This window comes from Kitasatospora setae KM-6054 (assembly GCF_000269985.1).
Taxonomy (GTDB): domain Bacteria; phylum Actinomycetota; class Actinomycetes; order Streptomycetales; family Streptomycetaceae; genus Kitasatospora; species Kitasatospora setae.
Window position 1 is genome coordinate 5,288,112 of record NC_016109.1, and the last position, 21,252, is coordinate 5,309,363.

Annotated in this window: 21 protein-coding genes and 1 pseudogene; 9 read left to right on the plus strand and 13 right to left on the minus strand. The window is 73.7% G+C overall.

The annotated features are described in order from the left end of the window. Positions 1 to 203 precede the first annotated feature (203 nt). Positions 204 to 737 carry a DUF4245 domain-containing protein gene (locus KSE_RS23610; protein WP_014137863.1) on the plus strand — a complete coding sequence of 178 codons (534 nt, stop codon included), beginning with the start codon at positions 204 to 206 and terminating at the stop codon, positions 735 to 737. A 78-nt stretch (positions 738 to 815) separates the two neighbouring features. Here the strand turns inward: KSE_RS23610 and KSE_RS23615 are convergent, their stop codons facing one another. Further along, positions 816 to 1,409 carry a malonic semialdehyde reductase gene (locus tag KSE_RS23615; RefSeq protein ID WP_014137864.1) on the minus strand — a complete coding sequence of 198 codons (594 nt, stop codon included), beginning with the start codon at positions 1,407 to 1,409 and terminating at the stop codon, positions 816 to 818. 195 nt (positions 1,410 to 1,604) lie between these two features. Continuing rightward, positions 1,605 to 1,844: an exodeoxyribonuclease VII small subunit gene (locus KSE_RS23620; protein ID WP_014137865.1), complete on the minus strand. Its 240-nt coding sequence runs from the start codon at positions 1,842 to 1,844 to the stop codon at positions 1,605 to 1,607. A gap of 74 nt (positions 1,845 to 1,918) precedes the next feature. On the opposite strand from KSE_RS23620, the gene KSE_RS23625 reads away from it, so the two are divergent. Then, positions 1,919 to 2,398 (plus strand): GNAT family N-acetyltransferase, encoded by a 480-nt coding sequence (locus KSE_RS23625; protein WP_014137866.1) that lies wholly within the window; start codon positions 1,919 to 1,921, stop codon positions 2,396 to 2,398. Here KSE_RS23625 and KSE_RS23630 read toward each other — a convergent pair. From KSE_RS23630 to KSE_RS23640, 3 genes are all read right to left on the minus strand, one after another. Then, positions 2,332 to 2,997, minus strand: a complete 666-nt coding sequence (locus KSE_RS23630; protein ID WP_014137867.1) for an RNA polymerase sigma factor — start codon at positions 2,995 to 2,997, stop codon at positions 2,332 to 2,334. The genes KSE_RS23625 and KSE_RS23630 overlap by 67 nt on opposite strands. A gap of 273 nt (positions 2,998 to 3,270) precedes the next feature. Continuing rightward, positions 3,271 to 4,497, minus strand: a complete 1,227-nt coding sequence (xseA, locus tag KSE_RS23635) for an exodeoxyribonuclease VII large subunit (protein ID WP_014137868.1) — start codon at positions 4,495 to 4,497, stop codon at positions 3,271 to 3,273. 9 nt (positions 4,498 to 4,506) lie between these two features. Further along, positions 4,507 to 5,859 (minus strand): APC family permease, encoded by a 1,353-nt coding sequence (locus KSE_RS23640; protein ID WP_014137869.1) that lies wholly within the window; start codon positions 5,857 to 5,859, stop codon positions 4,507 to 4,509. Positions 5,860 to 5,943: 84 nt separating this feature from the next. Between KSE_RS23640 and KSE_RS23645 the strand changes: the two genes are divergently transcribed. Together KSE_RS23645 and ppgK are read left to right on the plus strand one after the other, a co-directional pair. Next, on the plus strand, positions 5,944 to 6,918 hold the full coding sequence (locus tag KSE_RS23645) for a 4-hydroxy-3-methylbut-2-enyl diphosphate reductase (RefSeq protein ID WP_014137870.1): 975 nt from the start codon (positions 5,944 to 5,946) through the stop codon (positions 6,916 to 6,918). A 141-nt stretch (positions 6,919 to 7,059) separates the two neighbouring features. After that, a complete protein-coding gene (gene ppgK, locus KSE_RS23650; RefSeq protein WP_014137871.1) occupies positions 7,060 to 7,803 on the plus strand; it encodes a polyphosphate--glucose phosphotransferase in 744 nt (247 codons plus the stop codon). A gap of 87 nt (positions 7,804 to 7,890) precedes the next feature. Here the strand turns inward: ppgK and KSE_RS23655 are convergent, their stop codons facing one another. Continuing rightward, a complete protein-coding gene (locus KSE_RS23655) occupies positions 7,891 to 8,256 on the minus strand; it encodes a DUF6542 domain-containing protein (protein WP_148283150.1) in 366 nt (121 codons plus the stop codon). Positions 8,257 to 8,691: 435 nt separating this feature from the next. On the opposite strand from KSE_RS23655, the gene ychF reads away from it, so the two are divergent. After that, on the plus strand, positions 8,692 to 9,765 hold the full coding sequence (ychF, locus tag KSE_RS23660) for a redox-regulated ATPase YchF (RefSeq protein ID WP_014137873.1): 1,074 nt from the start codon (positions 8,692 to 8,694) through the stop codon (positions 9,763 to 9,765). Between the two features lie 246 nt (positions 9,766 to 10,011). Here ychF and KSE_RS23665 read toward each other — a convergent pair whose 3' ends face one another. The 3 genes from KSE_RS23665 to KSE_RS45905 all read right to left on the minus strand — a co-directional run bounded on the left by KSE_RS23665 (position 10,012) and on the right by KSE_RS45905 (position 14,335). Continuing rightward, on the minus strand, positions 10,012 to 11,892 hold the full coding sequence (locus KSE_RS23665; protein ID WP_014137874.1) for a DUF2075 domain-containing protein: 1,881 nt from the start codon (positions 11,890 to 11,892) through the stop codon (positions 10,012 to 10,014). 109 nt (positions 11,893 to 12,001) lie between these two features. Then, complete coding sequence (locus KSE_RS23670; RefSeq protein ID WP_014137875.1) at positions 12,002 to 14,059, minus strand: DUF2075 domain-containing protein; 2,058 nt, start codon at positions 14,057 to 14,059, stop codon at positions 12,002 to 12,004. A gap of 147 nt (positions 14,060 to 14,206) precedes the next feature. Further along, positions 14,207 to 14,335 (minus strand): DUF6408 family protein, encoded by a 129-nt coding sequence (locus tag KSE_RS45905; RefSeq protein ID WP_255518980.1) that lies wholly within the window; start codon positions 14,333 to 14,335, stop codon positions 14,207 to 14,209. A gap of 237 nt (positions 14,336 to 14,572) precedes the next feature. On the opposite strand from KSE_RS45905, the gene KSE_RS23675 reads away from it, so the two are divergent. Next, entirely contained in the window at positions 14,573 to 15,262 is a 690-nt protein-coding gene (locus KSE_RS23675) for a 2-phosphosulfolactate phosphatase (protein WP_033259950.1), read from the plus strand. Here KSE_RS23675 and KSE_RS23680 read toward each other — a convergent pair. Further along, entirely contained in the window at positions 15,213 to 15,800 is a 588-nt protein-coding gene (locus KSE_RS23680; RefSeq protein ID WP_014137877.1) for a Uma2 family endonuclease, read from the minus strand. The two genes, KSE_RS23675 and KSE_RS23680, sit on opposite strands and share 50 nt — an antisense overlap. 53 nt (positions 15,801 to 15,853) lie before the next feature. Between KSE_RS23680 and KSE_RS23685 the strand changes: the two genes are divergently transcribed. The 3 genes from KSE_RS23685 (at position 15,854) to KSE_RS23695 (ending at position 18,653) form a co-directional block, all read left to right on the plus strand. Beyond that, positions 15,854 to 16,444 carry a TetR/AcrR family transcriptional regulator gene (locus tag KSE_RS23685; protein WP_014137878.1) on the plus strand — a complete coding sequence of 197 codons (591 nt, stop codon included), beginning with the start codon at positions 15,854 to 15,856 and terminating at the stop codon, positions 16,442 to 16,444. A gap of 35 nt (positions 16,445 to 16,479) precedes the next feature. Further along, positions 16,480 to 17,781, plus strand: a complete 1,302-nt coding sequence (locus KSE_RS23690) for an MFS transporter (RefSeq protein WP_106438010.1) — start codon at positions 16,480 to 16,482, stop codon at positions 17,779 to 17,781. A gap of 86 nt (positions 17,782 to 17,867) precedes the next feature. Further along, a complete protein-coding gene (locus tag KSE_RS23695; RefSeq protein ID WP_014137880.1) occupies positions 17,868 to 18,653 on the plus strand; it encodes an alpha/beta hydrolase in 786 nt (261 codons plus the stop codon). Between the two features lie 27 nt (positions 18,654 to 18,680). On the opposite strand, the gene KSE_RS23700 is transcribed toward KSE_RS23695, so the two are convergent. The 3 genes and pseudogenes from KSE_RS23700 to KSE_RS23715 all read right to left on the minus strand — a co-directional run bounded on the left by KSE_RS23700 (position 18,681) and on the right by KSE_RS23715 (position 21,251). Then, complete coding sequence (locus tag KSE_RS23700) at positions 18,681 to 19,337, minus strand: HAD-IA family hydrolase (protein ID WP_014137881.1); 657 nt, start codon at positions 19,335 to 19,337, stop codon at positions 18,681 to 18,683. An 81-nt stretch (positions 19,338 to 19,418) separates the two neighbouring features. Further along, positions 19,419 to 20,562, minus strand: a pseudogene (locus KSE_RS43865) (dihydrofolate reductase family protein). A gap of 104 nt (positions 20,563 to 20,666) precedes the next feature. After that, on the minus strand, positions 20,667 to 21,251 hold the full coding sequence (locus tag KSE_RS23715) for a pyridoxamine 5'-phosphate oxidase family protein (protein WP_014137884.1): 585 nt from the start codon (positions 21,249 to 21,251) through the stop codon (positions 20,667 to 20,669). Position 21,252 lies beyond the last annotated feature (1 nt).

Consider the following 21,252-nt stretch of genomic DNA (forward strand, 5'->3'; position numbering starts at 1 on the left):
ACCAGGACACGGAGGGCCACCGGTGCTGCGATGAGGGTTGCTGCGATCGTATCGGCAGGTGGGACGGGTGTCTGTGGCGCCCGCCTCTCCCGCCCCTTACCGGCTCCTCGCCCGCCCCGCCCCGCCCCGGCCCCGGACCGCCCCGGCCCCGGACCGCCCGACCGGCGCGCGGCGCCCGCGTAAGCGCCGCCTACCATGGGCGGGTGGCAGGCAACAGCAGCAAGAGGGGCCGACAGACGGTACGGGACATGGTCCTGTCGATGGCGGCGGTCGGCGTCGTGGTGGTGGTCGCGTACTTCTCGATCCCCAACGCGGACGGCAAGGGCAACGGCGTGCACGCCGTGCCGTACCAGGTCGAACTGGCCTCGGCGAAGCGGGCCGCGCCGTACCCGCTGCTCGGTCCGCAGCAGCTCCCGGACGGCTGGAAGGCCACCTCGGTCAGCTACAGCCCGAACGACAAGGGCCACGCCGCCTGGCACCTGGGCATGAACACCGCCTCCGGCCAGTACGCGGCGGTCGAGCAGAGCAACGGCAAGCGCGACGACGTGGTGGCCCAGAACGTGCCCGGAGCCAAGCCGGACGGCACCGTCACGGTGGCCGGCCAGGAGTGGGAGCGGGTGCAGGGCGACCGCTACCGGGCGCTGGTCCGCCCGGCCGGCGACACCGGCACCACCGTGCTCACCGGCACCGCCTCGTACGAGGAGCTGGCCCGGCTCGCCGAGAGCCTGACCCCCTGAGCGCCTGACGCCCGGACAGCACGCGCGAAGGCCCCCACCCGGCAGCCGGGTGGGGGCCTTCGCGCGTCGTGGCGGGGCTCAGACGGTGGTGACGACCTCGTCGTAGGCCAGGCGCGGGCCGCGCGGGAACCAGGCGTCCTCGCCCGGCTTGCCGATGTTGACCACGGCCAGCACCGAGTGCTCGCCGTCGGCGAAGAACTCCTTGTTGATGCCCGCGGCGTCGAAGCCGGTCATCGGGCCGGCGGCCAGGCCGGCGGCGCGGACGCCGATGATGAAGTAGGCGGCCTGCAGGGCGCCGTTCAGGGCGGCGGAGGACTCGCGGACCGGACGCTCGGAGAAGAACATGTCCTTGGCCTGCGGGAAGTGCGGCAGCTGGGACGGGAGCTCCTCGTGGAACTCGTTGTCGGCGGCCAGGATGGCGACCAGCGGCGCGGTGGCGGTCTTGGCCCGGTTGCCCTCGGCCATGTGCTGCAGGAGGCGGCCGCGGCCCTCCTCGGAGCGGACCAGGACGATGCGCAGCGGCTGCTGGTTGAAGGCGGTCGGGCCGAACTTGACCAGGTCGTAGACGGCCTGGATCTGCTCGTCGCTGACCGGCTCGTCCGAGAAGGTGTTGGCGGTGCGGGCCTCGCGGAAGAGCAGGTCCTGGGCGGCGGCGTCGAGTGCCAGGGTCATGTCTGTGTCCTACCTCAGAGCTGGTGGAGCGGTCGGGGTCGGCGGCTCGGGAGCCGCACACCTGCTCCAACCATAGGTGAAACTTAAACCATTCCCGCAACCCCAGGTGAGGCACGTCACAGCCGCGCGGGAGCCACCCGGAAGCCGCCCCGCTCACCCGGTCCCGCTCACCCGGCCCTGCTCACCCGGCCCCGCTCACTCCGCGGCGGGCTCCTCGGCGGCCAGCGCCGCGTCCAGCCGGGCCCGGGCGCCGTCCAGCCAGCGCTGGCAGACCTTCGCCAGCCGCTCGCCGCGCTCCCAGAGCGCCAGCGACTCCTCCAGCGTCGTCCCGCCGGTCTCCAGCCGCCGGACCACCTCCAGCAGTTCGTCCCGCGCCTGCTCGTAGCCGAGCGACTCCTCCGGACCCTCGCCCCGCTCACCCCGCTGATCTGCCATGCCGCCCAGGGTAGGCGCTGCCCCCGACAAATCCCGTTGCGCCCCGCCCCCCGGGCCGCCCTACCCTGCCGGGCATGAGCACCCCACGCCCGGCCGTCCCCGCCGACGCGGAGCAACTGGTCGAACTCCGCGCCCTGATGTTCGAGGCGATGCGGGGGGAGGCCGCCCCCGGCCCCTGGCAGCGCACCGCCGCCGACCTGCTGACGCGCCGACTCGCCGAACCCGAGCGCCGGTTGCAGGCGTACGTGACCGACGACCCGGAGCACCCCGGCCGGCTCACCAGCTGCGCCGTCGGCACCCTGGAGCAGCGGCTGCCCGCCCCCGGCCACCCGGACGGCCTGTTCGGCTTCGTCTTCAACGTCTGCACCCGCCCCGAGCACCGCGGCCGCGGCCTCGCCCGGGCCTGCACCGGGGCGCTGCTCGGCTGGTTCGACGCGGCCGGCGCCACCCGGGTCGACCTGCACGCCACGGCGGACGGCCAGGCGCTCTACCGCGGGCTCGGCTTCCACGAGCACTCCACGCCGCTCTCCCGGAACCGCCCGGCGGCCGGCTGACCCGCCGCCCGGCGCGGCGCGGGCGCGGCGGCGGCGCCCGCGCCCCGGGCCAGCGAGCGCCGCAGGTTCAGCCGGGCCCGGTAGGTCAGGGTCTTCACCGCGCCGACCCGCAGCCCGGTCCGGTCGGCGATCTCCACCGAGCTCAGCCCGTCCCAGTAGCGCAGCCGCAGCACCGACCGCTGCCGCTCGTTCAGCACCGCCAGCGCCGCGCCCACCCGCTCCGCCTCGGCCGCCGCGATCACCGACTCCTCCACCCGCACCCCGGAGTCCCGGTCGGCGACCGCGGCCACCGCCGACTCCCGGCGGGTCGAGCGCCGTTTCTCGTGGTCCAGCAGCACGTTGCGGGCGATGGTGAACATCCACGCGCCGAGGTCGGTGCCCGTCCAGTGGAAACCGCGGATCCCCGCCATCGCGCGGACGAAGGTGTCCTGGGCGAGGTCCTCGGCGAGCGGGCGGCTGCCGGTGCGGCGGAGCAGGAACGCCAGCACCGCGCCGTGGTAGCGCCGGTAGATGTCCGCCCAGGCGTCGCGGTTCCCGGACTTGGCGGCCTCGATCAGCGCGGGCGTCACCACCGGTCTGTCCGACGGGGAGACGTCCATGCCAAACCTCCGGAAAGCGCCGGAAAAGGGAAGGCCCGTCACACTATGACCGGGTCCGACCCCTCGCAAGGAGTTCGCGCCGATGCGTGCGGAAAGGCCGGGAATTCCCGCGCGGAGGGGGGCTCGCGGTCGATCCCGCGAGCCGGTGACGGCCGCGCGGCCCTCCCCGCCCTCCCGGCCCTCCCCGCCCTCCCGGCCCTCCCGGCCCTCCCCGCCCTCCCGGCCCTCCCCGCCCTCCCGGCCCTCCCCGCCCTCCCGGTCCTCCCGGCCCGCTCAGCTCTCCCGGCCCGCGCCGCCGTCCACCCGGACGCCGAACGAGCCGCCCGCCACCCGGGCCCGCAGCGCCTCCCCGTCCGCGGCCCGCGCGGGGTCGGTCAGCACCGTGCCGTCCGCCTTCTGCAGCACCGCGTAGCCGCGCTCCAGGGTGGCCAGCGGCGACAGCGCGACCACCCGGGCCAGCGCGTGCCCCAGGTCGCTCTGCGCGTGGTCCAGCCGGAGCCCGAGCACCCGCCGGGCCCGGTCCAGCAGCGCGTCGACCTCGGCGCCGCGGGCCGCCAGCGCCTCGGCGGGCGCCGCCAGCACCGGGCGGCTGCGCACCGAGGCGAGCCCCGCCGACTCCCGCTCGACCCGGTTCAGCACGTGCCGCCGGGCCCGGTCCCGCAGCTGCCGGACCCGGGCCAGCTCCTCGCCGACGTCCGGCACCACCCGCTTCGCCGCGTCGGTCGGGGTGGACGCCCGGAAGTCCGCGACGAAGTCCAGCAGCGGCTGGTCCGGCTCGTGCCCGATCGCGCTCACCACCGGCGTCCGGGCGGCCGCGACCGTCCGCACCAGCTCCTCGTCGGAGAACGGCAGCAGGTCCTCCACGCTGCCGCCGCCGCGCGCCACCACGATCACCTCGACCTCCGGCAGCGCGTCCAACTCCCGTACCGCCGCGCACACCTGGCCCACCGACTGCGGCCCCTGCACCAGCACGTTGCGCACCTCGAAGCGGACCGCCGGCCAGCGCCGCCGGGCGTTCTCCAGCACGTCCCGCTCGGCCGCCGAGCCGCGGCCGGTGACCAGGCCGACGCAGCCCGGCAGGAACGGCAGCGGCTTCTTCCGGGCGTCCTCGAACAGGCCCTCGGCGAACAGCCGCCGCTTCAACTGCTCCAGCCGGGCGAGCAGTTCGCCCAGCCCGACCAGCCGCAGCTCGGCGGCCCGGAGCGAGAGCGTGCCGCGCGCCGTGTACCACTCCGGCTTCGCCCGGACGATCACCCGGGCGCCCTCCTGGACCGCGTCCGCGACCTGCTCGAACACCTGCCGGAAGCAGGTCACCGTCAGCGAGACGTCCCGCTCCGGGTCGCGCAGCGTCAGGAACACCATCCCGGCCCCCGGCCGCCGGTTCAGCTGGGCGATCTGCCCCTCCACCCACACCTCGCCCAGCCGATCGACCCACCCGCCGATCAACGCCGAGACCTTCCCCACCGGCAGGGGCGCTTCCGGACTGCTCGTGTTGGCCATCCCCCGAGGCTAGCCGCCGTCGGCGACACCCCGCCCGCGCTGCGCGAACAGCACCACCAGGCCCAGCGCCAGCCACACCGCGCCGACCAGCTGCGCGGTGTGCGCGGCCTCCACCAGCACCGCGACCAGCACCGCGACGCCCAGCAGCGGCACCACCGCGTGCCGCAGCCAGTCCCGCGAGCCCCCGCGCACCACGTACCAGCCGACCACCGAGGCGTGCAGCAGCACGAACGCGGTCAGCGCGCCGACGTTGACCACCGAGGTGAGCCGGTCGAGCCCGTCGTCCCGGCTCGCCGCCCAGCCGGCCGCGACCAGGGTGACCAGGGCGGCGGCCAGCAGGGCCCGCCGGGGCACCGCCGTCCGCCCGTCGACCGCGCCGAGCGCGCGCGGCAGCCGCCCCTCCCGGCCCATCGCGAACACCAGCCGCCCGGCCGCCGCCTGCCCGGCGAGGGCCGCGAACGCCGCGCCGACCGCCTTGGACGCGGCGATCAGCACGTGCAGCCAGTGCCCGACCGCGGACTCCACGGTGTCGTAGAACGCCGATCCCTGCGCCGCCGGGTCGTCGGCCAACTGCTGCGGCGTCACCGGTTCCAGCACCGCGGCCAGGTAGGTCTGCAGCACGAACAGCACCCCGGCCAGCGCCAGGCACCACAGCACCGCCCGGGCCACCGCCGCGGACGCGCCGACGGCCTCCTCGACGAACGAGGCGATCGCGTCGAAGCCCAGGTAGGAGAGCACCGCGACCGACACCGCCGACAGCACCGCCGTCAACGAGAACGCGCCGACTCCCCCGAACGGGGAGCCCCAGTCCCGGGCCGCCCCGTCCCGGACCAGCACCACCGCCGCCGCCACGACGAAGACCGCCAGCACCACCACCTCCAGCGCCAGCACCGCGAACCCCACCACCGCCGCCGTCCGCACCCCGGCCAGGTTCAGCGCCGTGGTGACCAGCACCGCCAGCACCGTCCACACCCAGCGCGACACCTCCGGCACCAGCGAGTTCAGCGCGATCCCGGCGAACAGATAAGCCACCGCGGGGATCAGCAGGTAGTCGAGCATCGCCATCCACCCGGCGACGAACCCCGGCCCCTCGCCCAACCCGGCCCGCGCGTACGCGAACACCGACCCGGTGCGCGGCACCGCCCGCACCATCTCGGCGTACGACAGCGCGGTGAACCCCATCGCCACCGTCGCCACCAGGTACACCGTCGCCACCGCGCCGTGGCTCTTCGCGTCCAGCACGCCGAACACGCCGACCGGCGCCATCGGGGCGATGAACAGCAGCCCGTACACCATCAGATCCCGCACCCCGAGGGTGCGCCGCAGCTCAGCCGCCCGCGCCTGTGTGCTCACCCTCGCCATTCCACCCGATCAGGTCCGCCCGCCCCCGCCTTGACCGGGCCGACGCGCGTCCGGGCCCGGGGGACTCGCCCGTACGATGGAGCCATGTCGACCACCGCTCAGCGCCGTGTCCTGCTCGCCGCCCCCCGGGGCTACTGCGCGGGCGTCGACCGCGCCGTGATCGCCGTGGAGAAGGCCCTGGAGCAGTACGGGGCACCGATCTACGTCCGCAAAGAGATCGTCCACAACAAGTACGTCGTGCAGACCCTGGAGAAGCAGGGCGCGATCTTCGTCGACGAGACGGAGGAGGTGCCCCGGGGCTCGATCGTGGTGTTCTCCGCCCACGGCGTCGCCCCGTCCGTGCACGACGAGGCCGAGGCCGGCAAGCTCGCCACCATCGACGCCACCTGCCCGCTGGTCACCAAGGTGCACAAGGAGGCCCGCCGGTTCGCCGACGAGGACTACGACATCCTGCTGATCGGCCACGAGGGCCACGAGGAGGTCGTCGGCACCATGGGCGAGGCCCCCGAGCGGATCCACCTGGTGGACGGCGCCGAGGACGTCGCCAACGTCAAGGTCCGCGACGAGTCCAAGCTGGTCTGGCTCTCCCAGACCACCCTCTCGGTGGACGAGACCATGGAGACCGTCGGCGCCCTCAAGCAGCGCTTCCCGCTGCTGGTCTCCCCGCCCAGCGACGACATCTGCTACGCCACCCAGAACCGCCAGGTCGCGGTCAAGCAGCTCGCCCCCGAGGCCGACCTGCTGATCGTGGTCGGCTCCAAGAACTCCTCCAACTCGGTCCGGCTGGTCGAGGTCGGCCTGGAGTACGGCGCCAAGGCCGCCCACCTGGTCGACTTCGCCGAGGAGATCGACCCGGCCTGGCTGGAGGGCGTCGGCACGGTCGGCCTGACCAGCGGCGCCTCGGTGCCGGAGATCCTGGTCGACGGCGTGCTCGACCTGCTCGCCTCGCACGGCTTCGAGGACGTCCGGATCGTCAAGACCGCCGAGGAGCACCTCACCTTCTCGCTCCCCAAGGAGCTCCGCCGCGACCTGCGCGCCGAGGCCGCCGGCAAGCTCTGACCGGCCCGCCGCACCCGCCGCCGGTGCCCGCCCCCGGGCACCGGCCGCCGGAACGGCTGCGCCCGCCGCCGTCCGCCCGTACGTTGGTCCGAAGGGCCGGCGGGCAGCGGACGCCCCCGGCGGGTACGGGAGGCGACGGCAGTGACGACGGTCTTCGGCGTGGACATCGGCGGCTCGGGCATCAAGGGCGCACCGGTCGACCTGGACAAGGGCGTGCTCGCCCGGGAACGGCACAAGGTACTCACCCCGCACCCGTCCGGGCCGGACGCGGTCGTCGAGGCGGTCTGCGAGGTCGTCCGGCACTTCGACCACCGCGGGCCGGTCGGACTGACCTTCCCCGGCGTGGTCGTCGACGGGCGCACCATGACCGCCGCCAACGTCGACAAGGGCTGGATCGGCCTGGACGCCGCCGCCCGCTTCAGCGAGGCCCTCGGCCTGCCCGCCACCGTCCTCAACGACGCCGACGCGGCCGGCCTCGCCGAGACCACCCACGGCGCCGCCCGCGACCGCCGCGGCGTCGTCCTGGTCCTCACCTTCGGCACCGGCATCGGCAGCGCGCTGTTCAGCGACGGCGTGCTCGTCCCCAACACCGAGCTCGGCCACCTCGAACTGCGCGGCAAGGACGCCGAGCGCCGCGCCTCCTCCGCCGCCCGGGAACGCCACGACCTCAGCTGGCCGCAGTGGGCCGAGCGGGTCGACGAGTACCTCGACCTGGTCGAGATGCTGTTCTCCCCGCACCTGGTCGTCATCGGCGGCGGCGTCAGCCGTAAGCACGAGAAGTTCCTGCCGCTGCTCAAGGACCGCCGCGCCGAGGTCGTCCCCGCCGAACTGCGCAACGACGCGGGCATCGTCGGCGCGGCGATGGCCGCGAGCCGCCGGGGCTGACCGCCCGGCCCCGCCCGGGCTGACGCCCGGGCCGCTGCCGGCCCCGGCCCGCCGGAGCCGACCCGCGCGTGCCGGCCGCTGCCGGGCTCAGCCCGCCAGGCGGGCCCGGCGGTGGCGGCGCTGCGCGACGTAGCGCGCGGTGACGATCGCGGCGGCCAGGGCGGTGCCGGCGAACAGCCAGCCCGCCCGCAGCGCCAGCCCGCCGGCCAGCGCCACCACCTCGCCGGTCACGCCCTGCGACGGGCCGGGCTGCAGCAGCACCAGCGCCGCCGCGAACGCGATCGGCCCGCAGATCGGCGCCGCCGCCAGGTCCGAGTACCGCACCCGCACGGCCAGCTGGAAGCACACCACCAGATAGCCGAGCCCGAACAGCACCCCGAGCCCGCCGAACAGCAGCCGGTCGACCCCGGCGAACGCCAGCGCCCCGGCGGCCGCCGCGACCCCGGTGCCCACCGCCGTCAGCCGGGCCGGCCGCCCGCTCCCGCTCCCGGTTCCACCCCCGGTGCCGCCCCCGCCGCGCCGCTGCCGCGCCGCCAGCACCCGCTGCAGCGCGCGCTTCAACGCCGGCGGACCGGTCCGGGCGCCGGACGCCGACCGCAACCGCGACTCGGGGGGCCCGCTCTGCCCCGGAACGGCGGCCTCGCCGGCGCCGCGCCCGGGCGGTCGCCTTCTCGGCCCTGGCGGCTGGGTACGGATGCTCTGCTCCACCCGACCAACGTACGGTCTGATCATCGACACCGTGTGTAATTCCCGCGCGCCAATTGTCCGTGTCCGGCCGGTGCGCGCCCCCACCGCGCTTCCGACCTCCCCCCGCGCGCCCCGTAGACTGGGGGATCGGCCCGCACCGGGCCCACTCGACGCCCTCCAAGCCCCGGGACACCACTCTCCATGTCGCTCACGATCGGAATCGTCGGCCTGCCGAACGTCGGCAAGTCGACCCTGTTCAACGCCCTGACCAAGAACGACGTGCTGGCGGCCAACTACCCGTTCGCCACCATCGAGCCGAACGTCGGCGTCGTCGGGGTCCCCGACCCGCGGCTGGAGAAGCTCGCCGAGATCTTCGGCTCGCAGCGCATCCTCCCGGCCACCGTCGACTTCGTCGACATCGCCGGCATCGTCCGCGGCGCCAGCGAGGGCGAGGGCCTCGGCAACAAGTTCCTCGCCAACATCCGCGAGGCCAACGCGATCTGCCAGGTGGTCCGGGCCTTCACCGACCCCGACGTGGTGCACGTCGACGGCAAGGTCTCGCCCAAGGACGACATCGAGACCATCCACACCGAGCTGATCCTCGCCGACCTGCAGACCATCGAGAAGGCGCTGCCCCGGCTCCAGAAGGAGGCCCGGCTCAAGAAGGAGACCGCGCCGGTCCTCGCCGCCGCCGAGGCCGCCCAGGCCGTCCTGGAGACCGGCAAGACCCTCTTCGAGGCCGGCTTCGACACCACCGCCGTCCGCGACCTGCACCTGATGACCTCGAAGCCGTTCCTCTACGTCTTCAACGTCGACGAGGACGCCCTCTCCGACGAGGACTTCAAGGACGCCCAGCGCGCCCTGGTCGCCCCCGCCGAGGCCATTTTCCTCAACGCCAAGATCGAGTCCGAGCTGATCGAGCTCGACGACGCCGAAGCCCTCGAACTCCTCCAGTCCATGGGCCAGGACGAGCCCGGCCTCGCCACCCTCGCCCGCGTCGGCTTCGCCACCCTCGGCCTGCAGACCTACCTCACCGCCGGCCCCAAGGAAACCCGCGCCTGGACCATCCGCAAGGGCGCCACCGCCCCCGAGGCCGCCGGTGTCATCCACACCGACTTCCAGAAGGGCTTCATCAAGGCCGAGGTCACCTCCTTCGACGACCTCGTCGCCACCGGCTCCGTCGCCGAGGCCCGCGCCAAGGGCAAGGCCCGCATCGAGGGCAAGGAGTACGTCATGCAGGACGGCGACGTCGTGGAGTTCCGCTTCAACGTCTGACCCCGCCTCCGCCGGAGGGGCGGACTTGCCCCGGACGCTGTCGGTTGATTCCGGACAGCGTCTGACGTTGGCCTTCGAGACCTGGTAGTGGTCCTGGAGGCCAACGTTGCCGTCTGGGGCGGGTGCGGGTGTGGGTGGGTTCGCGGGAGCCGGGAGAGGTTCCGGCGGAGGCGGTGCGGGCCCGGACCGCCTCCACCCGCGTGTCGTCCGGGGCACGCGAGCTGTCCGTGCCGGAGCTGGTGGAGGTCACAGCACGGCAGGGGTCGTGAGCGCGCCGGTGAGCTCACGCAGCTTCTCGCGGGTCTCGGCGTCGGTCGAGTACACCACTGTGCCGATCATGCCTCGGGTCAGCAGCACCTTGTAGGTGTGGCGGATCAGCCGCCGCACGTCGGCGTCCGAAGTCGAGGATTTGAAGGCCGGGTCCTTGGACGCCTTCCGGTCGGTGACCCAGCGGTCCCCGCGCCAGAGCAGGTCGGGGCCGAGGATGACGCCGCTCCAGTCGTACTCGAACCCCTGGGCGGTGTACACGCAGCCAACCTGCCCGAATCCCGCCGGATCGGTCGCCCAGAGCGCGGCCGGCGGGGCACCGCCGACGGATCGGTCCCCGTAGACGTTCCACGGGCGCTGCCAGTCGCCGATGACGACATCCGCAGGAAGCTCCCCGTCCGCGGGCACCTCCTTCGTCCATTTCCAGCAGTAACCGGCCGACATGCGCGCGCTGTAGCCCTGGGCCCGCCGCTCGGCGAGGAAGCCTTCCAGTTCCTGCGGGGTGGACGCGAAGACGAGCTGCATTTTCCCATCGGCCTCCCAGACGTCGCCGCCGCCCGGCTCGAGTTCCAGCAGCCGCAGGACCCATCGCAGGTACGCGTCGCTCCCGCCGCACCGGAACTGGCTGTCGAGGGGTACCACCCGGCAGGTGAGCCCCTTCGCGGCCGCGGCGGCCTCGATCTCGGCGACCGTCCCCATCTCCCCGGGGCGGACCACTTGGTGCTCGTCCAGGAGGAACACCGGTACGCGCGCCGCGTCGATCAACTCCTCGACCTGGGCCTTGCCGGAGCGGTTGGCCGCGGACGTGAAGCGGTTGGCCGAGGTCTCCCGCATACGGTGGGCCTCGTCGCAGAGCAGGACGTCGAGGCCGTTGCGTTCGGCGGTCATGAAGCTGTTGAAGTACTTGAAGAGGTCCCGTACTTCGGGCTTCCGACGACCGGCGACCTTTCGCATCGTGGTGGTGAAGGAGCTGGAACCCGTCGCGTGCAGGGCGGTGAGCCCCTGCCGGTACATCTCACCGAGGATCGAGAGCGCGATGACGCTCTTGCCGGTTCCCGGCCCGCCCGTGACGACCACGACCTCCTTGTGGTCGGACTGCCGGGAGCGGTGGAGGGCGTTGAGCACTGTGCGGTAGGCGACCTTCTGTTGGTCCAGCAGTACGAACTGTTCGCGCTCCCGGACTTCCCGCGCGGCCACCGCCATCAACTGCTTGGACGGCCCGACCTTCCCATGGACGAGTTCGTCCGCTGCGGCGGCGCCCGCCCCGGGCCCCAGCCGGGCCCGCAGGTAGTCGAGGAACTCGCCGCGCCGGCCGCCGGTGAAGAGCGACCCGTACCGGTCCTGGTGGGTCTCGTAGAGCCCGCCGACCCCGAACTCGGTGGCGTTGTGCAGATAGGCGACCCCGTGCAGGCTCTCGGGGCGCTCGGCCAGCACGCTGTTGAACGAGACCAGGTACTCGCAGTATCCGCGTACCTGGTCGACCGGGTTGAGTACTGCGCGCCCGTACGCGTCGACGTGGCACAGCGACGGGTCCTCGTCGTCGGGCTCGGCGCTGCTCCACTGCTTGAGTTCCACGACCACGTACGACGGCTGGCCGGTCTCGGGATGGATCCCGGCCAGCACGGCGTCCGCCCGCCTGCTGTTCAGCGGCAGGTCGTACTCGATGAGCACTTCCACTTGGCCGAGCCCGGCGTCGTTGAGTGCGCCGACCAGCACGGGGATGCTGCGTTCCCAGGAACGGACCTCGGAAGCACTGGGCCGGTGCCTGTGTGCGTGGACGAACTGCTCGGTGAGTCGGAAGAACAGCGCGCCGGACAGGCATTCGGCGGCGACCGTGGCAGCGGAGTCACGGAAAAGCAAGGAAAGCCCCCGGGCAGCACGAAGGAACTCGTGCGGGTGGGGGCGTGTCCTTCGTTGCTCCGCCAGGCGGAGCGGAAGCCCGGCGGGCCGCAGCTATGACCTGCCAAGGCTACCGCTGGTGCTCGCGGTAGGCGGGCGGTAGTTGGGGGCCTTCCGCAGTGAGTTTCGGGCGGCTGTGCCTGTAGTCCTGCAGGCCGATGGTGCCCGTGATGAGATTCCGCAGCGCCGACTGGGTCTCGGGGTCGACCGCGTAGACGACGGTGCCGACGACACCGCGGGTGAGGAGTACGTGATAGGCGTTGCGCACGCACCTGCGGACGATGTCGTCAGGGATCGTCCGGTTGAACGCGGGGTCACACGAAGCGCTCCGGTTGACCGTGAACCTGCCATCCCGGAACAGCAGGTCGGGTCCGATGATGACGCCGTTCCAGTCGTACTCGAAGGTCTGTGCCGTGTAGACGCAGCCGACCTGATCGATGCCCCGGGGGTCGGTCGACCACAGGGAAGCCGTGGGCGCGTTCGGCACGCTGTGAGTGGGTTTCACGTTCCAGGGGAGGTGCCAGTCTCCGATGCGGACGTCGTCGACGAGCAGACCCCGCTCGGGGTTGCTCCATTTCCAGCAGAAGCCCGCCGTCATCCGCGCGGTGAATCCCTCGTGGCCGCATGCCCGGATGAACTCCTCCAACTCCGCCGGGGAGTCCGCCAGCAGCAGTTCCATCCGGCCGTCCGGGCGCCAGACGACCGGATCGGAGACGCCCAGTCCCAGCAACTGCTGCACCCATGCCTGGTACCGCTTGCTGCCACCGGCCCGGAACGTGCCTTCGAGGTCGATGACCTCCACTTGGTGGCCGAGGCCCTCCGCGAGATTCCTGAGGTAGCCGGCGGTGCCCACCTCGTCGGGGCGGATCGACTGGTGGTCGTCGAGGAGGAAGACCGGAACCCGGGCGGCCCTGAGCAGTTCGGCCGCCTGGGGGCGGTCGTCGTCCCGGAGTTCCTTCGGAGTGTTGCGGTGCGTCGAAGTGCGGCGCATGCGGTGGGCCTCGTCGCAGATGAGGGTGCCGATGCTGTCCGGCGCGCTACGGGTGAAGCTGTTGAAGTACTGGTAGATCCATTTCGCCGACCGCTTCTTGTCGCCCGTGTGCCGTGGCCTCGCCGAACTGTGCATGATCTCGCGCAGCGTCTCCGTGTACGCGCGGGATCCGCTCGCGAGTACGGCCTCGTGGTTCCTGCCGCCGAGCGCACGCTGGAGCTCCAAGGCGACAGCACTCTTCCCGCTGCCCGGGCCGCCCCGGAGGATGAAGACCCGCTTGCGCTGCCCTGGTGTGTCGTCTGCGGCGAACAGCCCCACGTTCAGCGCGCCGTTGGGGTTCGTCCGCTCCAGGTGCCGAACGATTCGGTCGACCGCCATGTGCTGCTCGTCCAGGAGCACCAGACCACCGCCGACCACAGACCGTTGCCGGGCCACATCGGTCACCTTGAGCAGCGGATTCTGCCTGGATCTCGCCAGCGCGGTCGCGGCCTCCTGTCCGGAGGCGGGGCCGAACAGCGAGGTGAGGACCCGGCGGAACCGGTCCAGGTCGTCGAGGGTGTACAGCGCTCCGTAGTCGTTCTCCGGCAGATCGAACAGCGCCTCGACATCAGGGTCCCGGGCGTTGTGCAGCAGTGCCACTCCGTGCAGGCTGCCGTCGTGCTCCCGCAGGTGGGAGATGTAGCGGATCATGTACTCGCAGTAGCGCTGGATCTGGCGCACCGGATGGAGTTTGTTCTTGCCGTTCCCGAAGCCGAGGTCGACGGCAATCGGACAGCGGGGATCGACCACGGCATGGCGGGCCTGCTTGAGCTCGATCGCGAGGTAGGAGTCGGCGCCGGTGCCTGGGTGTCGGCCGCAGAGCACCAGGTCGACCGCCGAGTTGGTGTGCGGCAGATCCACCTCGATCTGGACCACCACCTCGTCGAGGCCGCAGGCGAGCAGGGCTTCGACGACGACGGGAATGCTGTTGTTCCAGGCGTTGATGTCACCGTTCCCCGCCGGCCGTTCATGGACTGCGGAGTGCCGTTCCGCCAACTGCTCGGTGAGCAGGCGTCGCCCGGATCCTTCCGGAACGGTGATCAGCCGGCCGAGTTCGGCCGCGGAAAGTTGCAGGAGCACGGAGATCCCCAGGCGCACGATGGACTCGTGCGGGTGGGGGCATGTCCTTCGACGTCCCGCTGAGCGGGACAGGAAGCCCGGCGGGCCGCAAATGACGTTCCGTAGATTAACCCGTGGGCCGAACGGGGAAAGGGCGGGCCCCGAAAGGCCCGCCCGGCGCCCGGCTCAGCCGAGACGGTGCACCACGAACTGCGCGAGCATCCATGCCAGGTTCGAGCCGAAGCCCGCCGCTGCGCCCACCAGGACGTCGCGGATCCAACTGCGGTGCTTGCGCGCGTACTCGACGACAGCCATCGAGGGTCCCTTCGATCGTGACCGATGGCGTAGCCGGATGGCTCCCGCCGGGAGCACGCCGTGGACACCATCGAGAGCGAAGGGTCGATTTCCTCGAGGTCGCGTCGCGTTCATCCCCTGAGGGAGGCGCGGTGCGGATCAACGCTAGCCGATGGCGGCCTGTTCGGGACAGCGGGTTCGTTCCCGAATCGCCTGTATCCACCACACGGTCCGGTACCGCGGGTGATCATGGTGGGCATGGAGACCCGCTTCCTCGCCATCGGCGAGCTCACCGCCACCCCGCCCGTCGCCGTCGTCATCGACGTGATGCGGGCCTTCACCACCGCTGCCTGGGCGTTCGCGCGGGGTGCCGAGCGGATCGTGCTGGCCGGATCGCTGGACGAGGCGCTGGGGTTGAAGGACCGTCACCCGCACTGGGTGGCGCTCAAGGACGGGGCGCCCGCGCCCGGGTTCGATGCCGTGAACTCGCCCGGCCGGATCCGCGGCACCGACCTCGCGGGCCGCACCGTCGTCCAGAAGACCACCGCCGGAACGGTCGGCGCCCTCGCCGTCCGGGACGCCGGCCTGGTGTTGTGCGCGAGCTTCGTGGTCGCGGAGGCCACCGCCCGCGCCCTGCACGGCCGTCCGGAGGTCACCTTCGTCGTCACCGGTGAGGACGGCCGGGCGGAGGAGGACCTCGCCTGCGCCGAGTACATCGCCCACCGGGCCGCCGGCGACAGCCCCGACCCCGCCCCCTACCTCCGTCGTGCCGCCGGATCCGCCGCCGCCGCCGACCTCCTCCAGTACGTCCGCAAGGGCGTCCACGAGGACGACGTGGAACTCTGCCTGGAGCTCGACCGCTTCCCCTTCGCGATGGCCGCCGCCCCGGAGGACGGCCTCATGGTGCTGCGTCCGTACGGGGAACCAGCCGGCTCAGGTCGATCGTGATCGCGAACGGCACGGAGTGGGAGAGGCTCCCACGGAAGATGCCGGTCGGAATGTAGCTGCGGGTGGGCGCGTCGAGTTCGTAGACGTGTGCCACGGCGGCTCCGGCCTCGTCCTCGATCAGCCAGTAGTGGGGGATGCCCGCCTCGGCGTACTTGCGGAGTTTCACCGTGCGGTCCCGGTGGGCGGATTCGGGTGAGACCACCTCGACGACGAGCAGCACGTTCTCCGGGTCGTGCCAGGTGCGGTCTGGGTCGAACGGCACGGTGACGAGCAGGAGATCTGGCTCGGGGCGGGTGCGGGAGTCCAAGCGGACGGTCATCTCGCGCTCGACCTCGATGCCGGCGGGGGCCTGGGCATCGAGGGCGTTGGTGAGCGCGGTGACGACGCGGCTGTGCCATGACCGCTGCGGGGACATCATGAAGACCAGCGCTCCGTCGATCAGTTCCGTGTGGCGCGGCGCCTCGGGCAGGCGGTCGAGATCCTCCGCGAACCAGCCTTCTGTGCGCGGCGGGCGCATCCAGTCGGGCAGTGAGGTCATGTCCCCAGGGTAGCTGGTAGACGCTGTCTACTTGCTGCTGGTAGACAGTGTCCATGAGCGATGAGGGACGGCCCCCGCTGCGGGAGCGCCTGGTGGACGCCGGGGTCGAGTTGGTGCTGGCGGAGGGGTCGGGGGCGGTCGGGCTGCGGGAGATCGCGCGGCGGGCCGGGGTGTCGCACGGGGCGCCGCGGCGGTACTTCGCCACGCACCGTGAGCTGCTGTCGGCGGTGGCGCGGCGCGGGTTCGAGGAGTTGGCGGGGCGGTTCGCCGCGGTGCGGGGAACGGACCCGCGGGAGCGGGTCGCGGGGGCGGCTCGGGTGTACCTGGCGTTCGCGGCCGAGCGGCGCGGGATGTTCGAGCTGATGTTCCGGCACGACCTGCTGAGCGGCGACGGGGCGGAGCCGGCCGGGCCGCCGCTGCGGGAGGCGACGGGGCCGCTGTTCGAAGGGCTGGCGCGGCTGGTGGCGGAGTGCACGGGGGACGGGGCGCGGGCGCCGCTGGTGACGGCCGCGCTGTGGGCGAACCTGCACGGGCTGGCGCAGCTGCGAGCCTGGGAGAGCACGGCGCTGGTGCTGGGGGAGGGGCGTGAGGAGGAGTTGCTGGAGGCCGTGCTGGCCGCGCACCTCGGGCCGGCGGCGGCGTGAGCCGCCTCGCGCTGCCGGTGAGCGCCGGGGCCGCCATGCTGGTGGCGCTGGACGGCACGGTGCTGCTGATGGCGCAGCCCGGCATGCGGCGCGAACTCGACTGCACGACCGCGCGGTTGCAGTGGACCAGCACCGGCTACCTGGTCGCCGTCGCGGCCCTGCTGGTGCTGGCCGGCCGGCTCGGCGACCGGTACGGCCACCGCCGGACGCTGCTGGCGGGCGTACTGGGTTTCGGCGCGGCCTCGGCCGGGATCGGGCTGGCGCCGACCGTCGGCTGGGTGGTCGGACTGCGGGTCGCCCAGGGCGTGTTCGGCGCGCTGCTGCAGCCGGGGACGCTCGCGCTGCTGCGGCTGTGCTGCCCGCCGGAGCGGCTCGGCCGGGCGATCGCGGTCCGGACCGGGGCGATCGCGGTCGCGGCGGGCGCGGGCCCGCTGCTCGGCGGGGTGCTGGTGGACGCGTTCGGCTGGCGCGCGGTGTTCTGGATCAACGTCCCGGCCGCCGCCCTGATCGCCGCGATGGTCCTCACCCTGCCGAAGGGGCAGGGGAGTTCGGACGGTCGGCCGCTCGATCCGGCGGGCGCGGCGCTGCTCGCGGCGGCCCTCGCCGTCCTGGTGCACGCGCTCTCCCGGGTGCCGGAGCGCGGCTGGCCCGGGGTGCTGCCCGAACTCGGCTGCGCCGCCGCGCTGTCGGCGGTGCTGGTGGTCCACGAGCGGCGGGCCGCGAGCCCGGTGGTGCCCCGGCCGGTGGCCCGGTCGCGGCCGGTCGCGGCCTCCCTGGTGCTGCTGCTGACCAGCTCGGCGGGGCTGTACGGGACGCTGTTCAGCACCACCTTCCGACTCCAGGACGCCCTGCACACCGGCCCGTTGGGCGCGGCGCTGCGCATGCTGCCGCTGACCGCGCTGATGGTGCTCGGCGCCCCGCTGGCCGAGCGGGCGCTGCGTGGCCAGGGCCCCCGGCGGACGGCGCTGGCGGGCGTCGCCCTGCTGGTGGCGGGCATCGCCGGGCCGGCCGGACCGGGCGGCGGCGCCTCGACGGCGGCCACGGCGGTGGCGTCGGCGCTGCTGGGCGCGGGCTTCGCGGCGGTGATGGTGACGGCGACCGGCACCGTGGTCGGCGACGCCCCGGCGGGGTACGCGGGCGCGGTCGGCGGGTTGAAGCAGACCGCGATGAACATCGGCCCGACCCTGGGCATCGCGGCCGCCGCCGGCGCCGGTGCCGGGGCGCACGCCGCCCTGCCCGTCCTGGCCGCCGTCGCCGCCCTCGGCCTGCTGCCCGCCGCCGCCCTGCCGGGCCCGCGACACGAGCCGCTCCGCGGGGCCGTTGTCGGCGGCGCGTGACACCCTGGGCCGGTGGACGGCACGGCGGACGGCCGCAGCGGGCCACCGGCCCGCCCGATCGTCGATCCGCCCCGGGGGAACCGCGCATGGACTTCATCGAGTCGACCGTCGAAGCGGACGGCGAACGCCTGGCCTGCACCGTGATCGAGCCGGACGGCCCGGACGGCCCGGGAGCCGCCGCGCCCACCGCGCTGCTGATGCACGGCGCGGGCGGCGGGGACCGGCAGCGCTGCCTGCCGCTGGGGCGGGAGCTGGCGGCCGCCGGGTGCCGCGCCGTGGTGTTCGACTTCGCCGGGCACGGCGCGAGCACCGGCACGCTCGGGGCGCTCTCGCTGGGCCGCCGGGCCCGGCAGGCCCGGGCGGTGCTCGACCGGCACGCCCCGGACGGGCCGCTGCTGCTGGTCGGGTTCTCGATGAGCGGCCAGACCGTCGCCGACCTGCTGCGGGTGCCCGAACTCGCCGCCCGCACCACGGCGATCGCGCTCGCCGCGCCCGCCGCCTACGCCCGCGAGACCCATGAACTCCCCTTCTCCGATCCGGAGTTCACCAACACCCTGCGCAGGCAGGGCAGTTGGCGCAGCAGCACGGCCTTCGCGGCCCTCGCGGCGTTCCCCGGCCGGGCGCTGCTGGTGCTGCCCGAGACGGACGAGGTGATCCCCGCCGAGGTGACCGACGCACTGGACGCCGCCCTGCGCACCGGCGCCGCGCGACCGTACGACCGGATCACCCTGCCGGGCGCCGACCACCTCCTCGGCCGCTGGCTGGGGGCCCGCCCGGAGGAGTGCGCCCGGGTGGCCGCTGCCCTGCTGGCGGGCACCGCAGCCGGAACCGCAGCCGCAGCCGCAGTCGCGGCCGGGTGGCGGCAGGGCTGACCTGCCTGCCGCGAACTCCCCGGTTCCTCAGGGCAGTTCGACCACCAGCGCGCCGTCCGCGCCGAGGCCGATCCGGACGCCGGTCAGGTCGGTCACGTGGTGGTCGGGCCGGTGGGCGGCGGCGCGCGGGCCGACGCCGAGGACCGGCATGCCGGCGGCGCGGCCGGCCGCGATGCCCGCCTCGGAGTCCTCCAGGACCAGGCACTCGGCGGGGGCGACGCCCAGTTCGGCGGCGGCCTTGAGGAAGCCCTCGGGGTCGGGCTTGCTGGCGCCGACCTGCTCGGCGGTGATCAGCAGTGGCGGCAGCGGGACGCCGGCGGCGGCCATCCGGATCCGGGCGAGCCGGTCGTCGGCGGAGGTCACCAGGGCGTGCGGCAGTCCGGCCAGCGAGGCCATCAGCCGTGCGGCGCCCGGGACTTCGACCACGCCGTCGGTGTCGGCGGACTCCTCGTCGAGCATCAGCGCGTTCTCGGCGAGGTTCTGCTCGGCCGGGCGGTCGGGCAGCAGCAGGCCCATGGTCAGGTGGCCCTGCCGCCCGTGCGCGACCCGCATCACCTCGTCGGCGTCCAGGCCGTGCCGTGCGGCCCAGCGGCGCCAGCAGCGTTCGACCACGGCGTCGGAGTTGACCAGGGTGCCGTCCATGTCGAGCAGGACGGCCCGGACCGGCGGGGTGAGGACGGGCATCGGGGCTCCTCGGGAGACCTCGTACGAGTGTTTGTTCCTCCAGCGTACAAAGTCTACGAGAACCCGGCCGGACGGGCCGCCTCAGCCGACCAGGTGCGCGTTGACCGCGCGGGCCTCCTCGGCGAGCTCCGGCAGCTCGATCACCTCGACGCCGGCGGCGGTCAGCAGCGCGGTGCCCTGGCAGGCCGCGACGAACAGCGAGGGCTCCCGCCAGGCCACCACGACCCGGGGCACCCCGGCGGCGACGATCAGCTCCGCGCAGGGGTGCGGACGGGAGGCGCGCTGGCCGCAGGGTTCCAGGGTGGAGTAGACGGTCGCGGCGCGCAGCCGGGGGTCGCCGGCCGGGAGCTTGCCGAGCGCGGCCTCCTCGGCGTGGTTCACCGCGTCCACCTCGCGGCTGTGCCCCTCGGCCAGCACCTCGCCGTCCGCGCCGACGATCACCGCGCCGACCGAGAAGGCCGTCCGGGACGGCGGGCAGCGCTTCGACAGTTCGATCGCGCGGCGCATCCAGCGCAGGTCGGCGGCCGGGTCACTGCTGCTCATCGGGGGACTCCTTCGGGGCGTACCGCAGTAGGACGACGTCCCCCACCGTACGTGCCCCCAGCAGTCGCATCCGCCGGGCCGGGCCGCCGGGGTACGCGGCCGGGGAGAGGAAGCGCGGCGCGTCGGCCTGGCCGACCAGCAGCGGGGCGACGGCCAGCTGCAGCTCGTCGGCCAGGCCCTCGGCCAGGAACCGGGTGTGCACGCTGCCGCCGCCCTCGACCATCAGCCGGCGCACCCCGCGCGCGCCCAGGTCGTCCAGCACCGCGCCGAGCGGCACGGCCGCGCCCAGGCCGACCACCTCGGTGCCGGGTGCCCCGGCCAGCGCGGCGGCCAGCGCGGGGGCGGTGGCGTCGGTGGTGTAGGCGAGCTTGGCGCCGCCGGTGTGCCAGAACCGCAGCGCCGGGTCGAGCCGCCCGCTCGCGCTCAGGGTGACCTTCAGCGGGTACGCGGGCAGCCCGGCGGCGGTCCGGGCGGCGCGCCGTTCGGGCGAGTTGACCAGCAGCCGGGGGTTGTCGGCGCGCAGCGTCCCGCCGCCGACCAGGATCGCGTCGCTGTCGGCCCGCAGCGCGTCCACCCGGTCGAAGTCCGCGGCGTTGGAGAGCAGCAGCCGCTCGGGCGAGGCGTCGTCGAGGTGGCCGTCGATCGACACCGCGGCGCTGAGCAGGACGTGGGGGCGGGGCACGGCGGGACTCCACGGGGTCGGCGGACGGCAGCGGCTCCCACCGTACGCCCGCGCCCGCCGCACGCCCGCCGCTCCCAGCCGGGCTCGGCCGGGCTCAGGAGGGCTCAGGACGGCCGGGGCGGCACCGGCAGCGGCAGGCCGGGCAGGCCGTTGATGCTGACGGCGAGGTTCTCCTTGCCCTCGCAGTACTCGCTGAACCGGTCCTCGCCCTTGCGGTCGAAGAACTCGGCGAGCAGCGTCCGGTCGGACTGGTACTCCATGAACGGGACGGCGAAGCCGCAGGAGTCGCTGACCCGCTCGGCCCGCACCAGGATGATCGCGCGCAGCGCGGTGCCGTCCGCCGAGGGGTCGAAGCGGGCGAGCAGCTCGGCGAACCGCGGGTCGTCCCGGAACACCGGCTCGCCCCGCCCGTGCACCCGCAGCACGGTCGGCGGGCCCTCGAAGGCGCACCACATCAGGATGATCCGCCCGTTCTCCCGCAGGTGGGCGATGGTCTCGGCGTGCGAACCGCCGAAGTCCAGGTAGGCGACGGTCAGTTCGTCGAGCACGGCGAGGGTGCCGGCCCGGCCCTTGGGCGAGATGTTGAGGAACCCGTCGGCGGCCAGCGGCGCGGTGCCGACGAAGTAGACGGGCTGCTTCTCGATGAACGCGCGCAGCCTGGCATCGATGCGCTCGTAAGTCTTTCCCATG

What these genes read in the sequence shown, in the direction of transcription:
- KSE_RS23680 (WP_014137877.1), bottom strand. Translation starts at nt 15,800, where the DNA reads ATGACCTCACTGCCCGACTGGATGCGCCCGCCGCGCACAGAAGGCTGG.
- KSE_RS45905 (WP_255518980.1), bottom strand. Translation starts at nt 14,335, where the DNA reads ATGGCTGTCGTCGAGTACGCGCGCAAGCACCGCAGTTGGATCCGCGAC.
- KSE_RS23685 (WP_014137878.1), top strand. Translation starts at nt 15,854, where the DNA reads ATGAGCGATGAGGGACGGCCCCCGCTGCGGGAGCGCCTGGTGGACGCC.
- KSE_RS23715 (WP_014137884.1), bottom strand. Translation starts at nt 21,251, where the DNA reads ATGGGAAAGACTTACGAGCGCATCGATGCCAGGCTGCGCGCGTTCATC.
- KSE_RS23620 (WP_014137865.1), bottom strand. Translation starts at nt 1,844, where the DNA reads ATGGCAGATCAGCGGGGTGAGCGGGGCGAGGGTCCGGAGGAGTCGCTC.
- xseA (WP_014137868.1), bottom strand. Translation starts at nt 4,497, where the DNA reads ATGGCCAACACGAGCAGTCCGGAAGCGCCCCTGCCGGTGGGGAAGGTC.
- KSE_RS23690 (WP_106438010.1), top strand. Translation starts at nt 16,480, where the DNA reads ATGCTGGTGGCGCTGGACGGCACGGTGCTGCTGATGGCGCAGCCCGGC.
- KSE_RS23675 (WP_033259950.1), top strand. Translation starts at nt 14,573, where the DNA reads ATGGAGACCCGCTTCCTCGCCATCGGCGAGCTCACCGCCACCCCGCCC.
- ychF (WP_014137873.1), top strand. Translation starts at nt 8,692, where the DNA reads ATGTCGCTCACGATCGGAATCGTCGGCCTGCCGAACGTCGGCAAGTCG.
- KSE_RS23630 (WP_014137867.1), bottom strand. Translation starts at nt 2,997, where the DNA reads ATGGACGTCTCCCCGTCGGACAGACCGGTGGTGACGCCCGCGCTGATC.
- KSE_RS23695 (WP_014137880.1), top strand. Translation starts at nt 17,868, where the DNA reads ATGGACTTCATCGAGTCGACCGTCGAAGCGGACGGCGAACGCCTGGCC.
- KSE_RS23615 (WP_014137864.1), bottom strand. Translation starts at nt 1,409, where the DNA reads ATGACCCTGGCACTCGACGCCGCCGCCCAGGACCTGCTCTTCCGCGAG.
- KSE_RS23640 (WP_014137869.1), bottom strand. Translation starts at nt 5,859, where the DNA reads ATGGCGAGGGTGAGCACACAGGCGCGGGCGGCTGAGCTGCGGCGCACC.
- KSE_RS23625 (WP_014137866.1), top strand. Translation starts at nt 1,919, where the DNA reads ATGAGCACCCCACGCCCGGCCGTCCCCGCCGACGCGGAGCAACTGGTC.
- KSE_RS23645 (WP_014137870.1), top strand. Translation starts at nt 5,944, where the DNA reads ATGTCGACCACCGCTCAGCGCCGTGTCCTGCTCGCCGCCCCCCGGGGC.
- KSE_RS23700 (WP_014137881.1), bottom strand. Translation starts at nt 19,337, where the DNA reads ATGCCCGTCCTCACCCCGCCGGTCCGGGCCGTCCTGCTCGACATGGAC.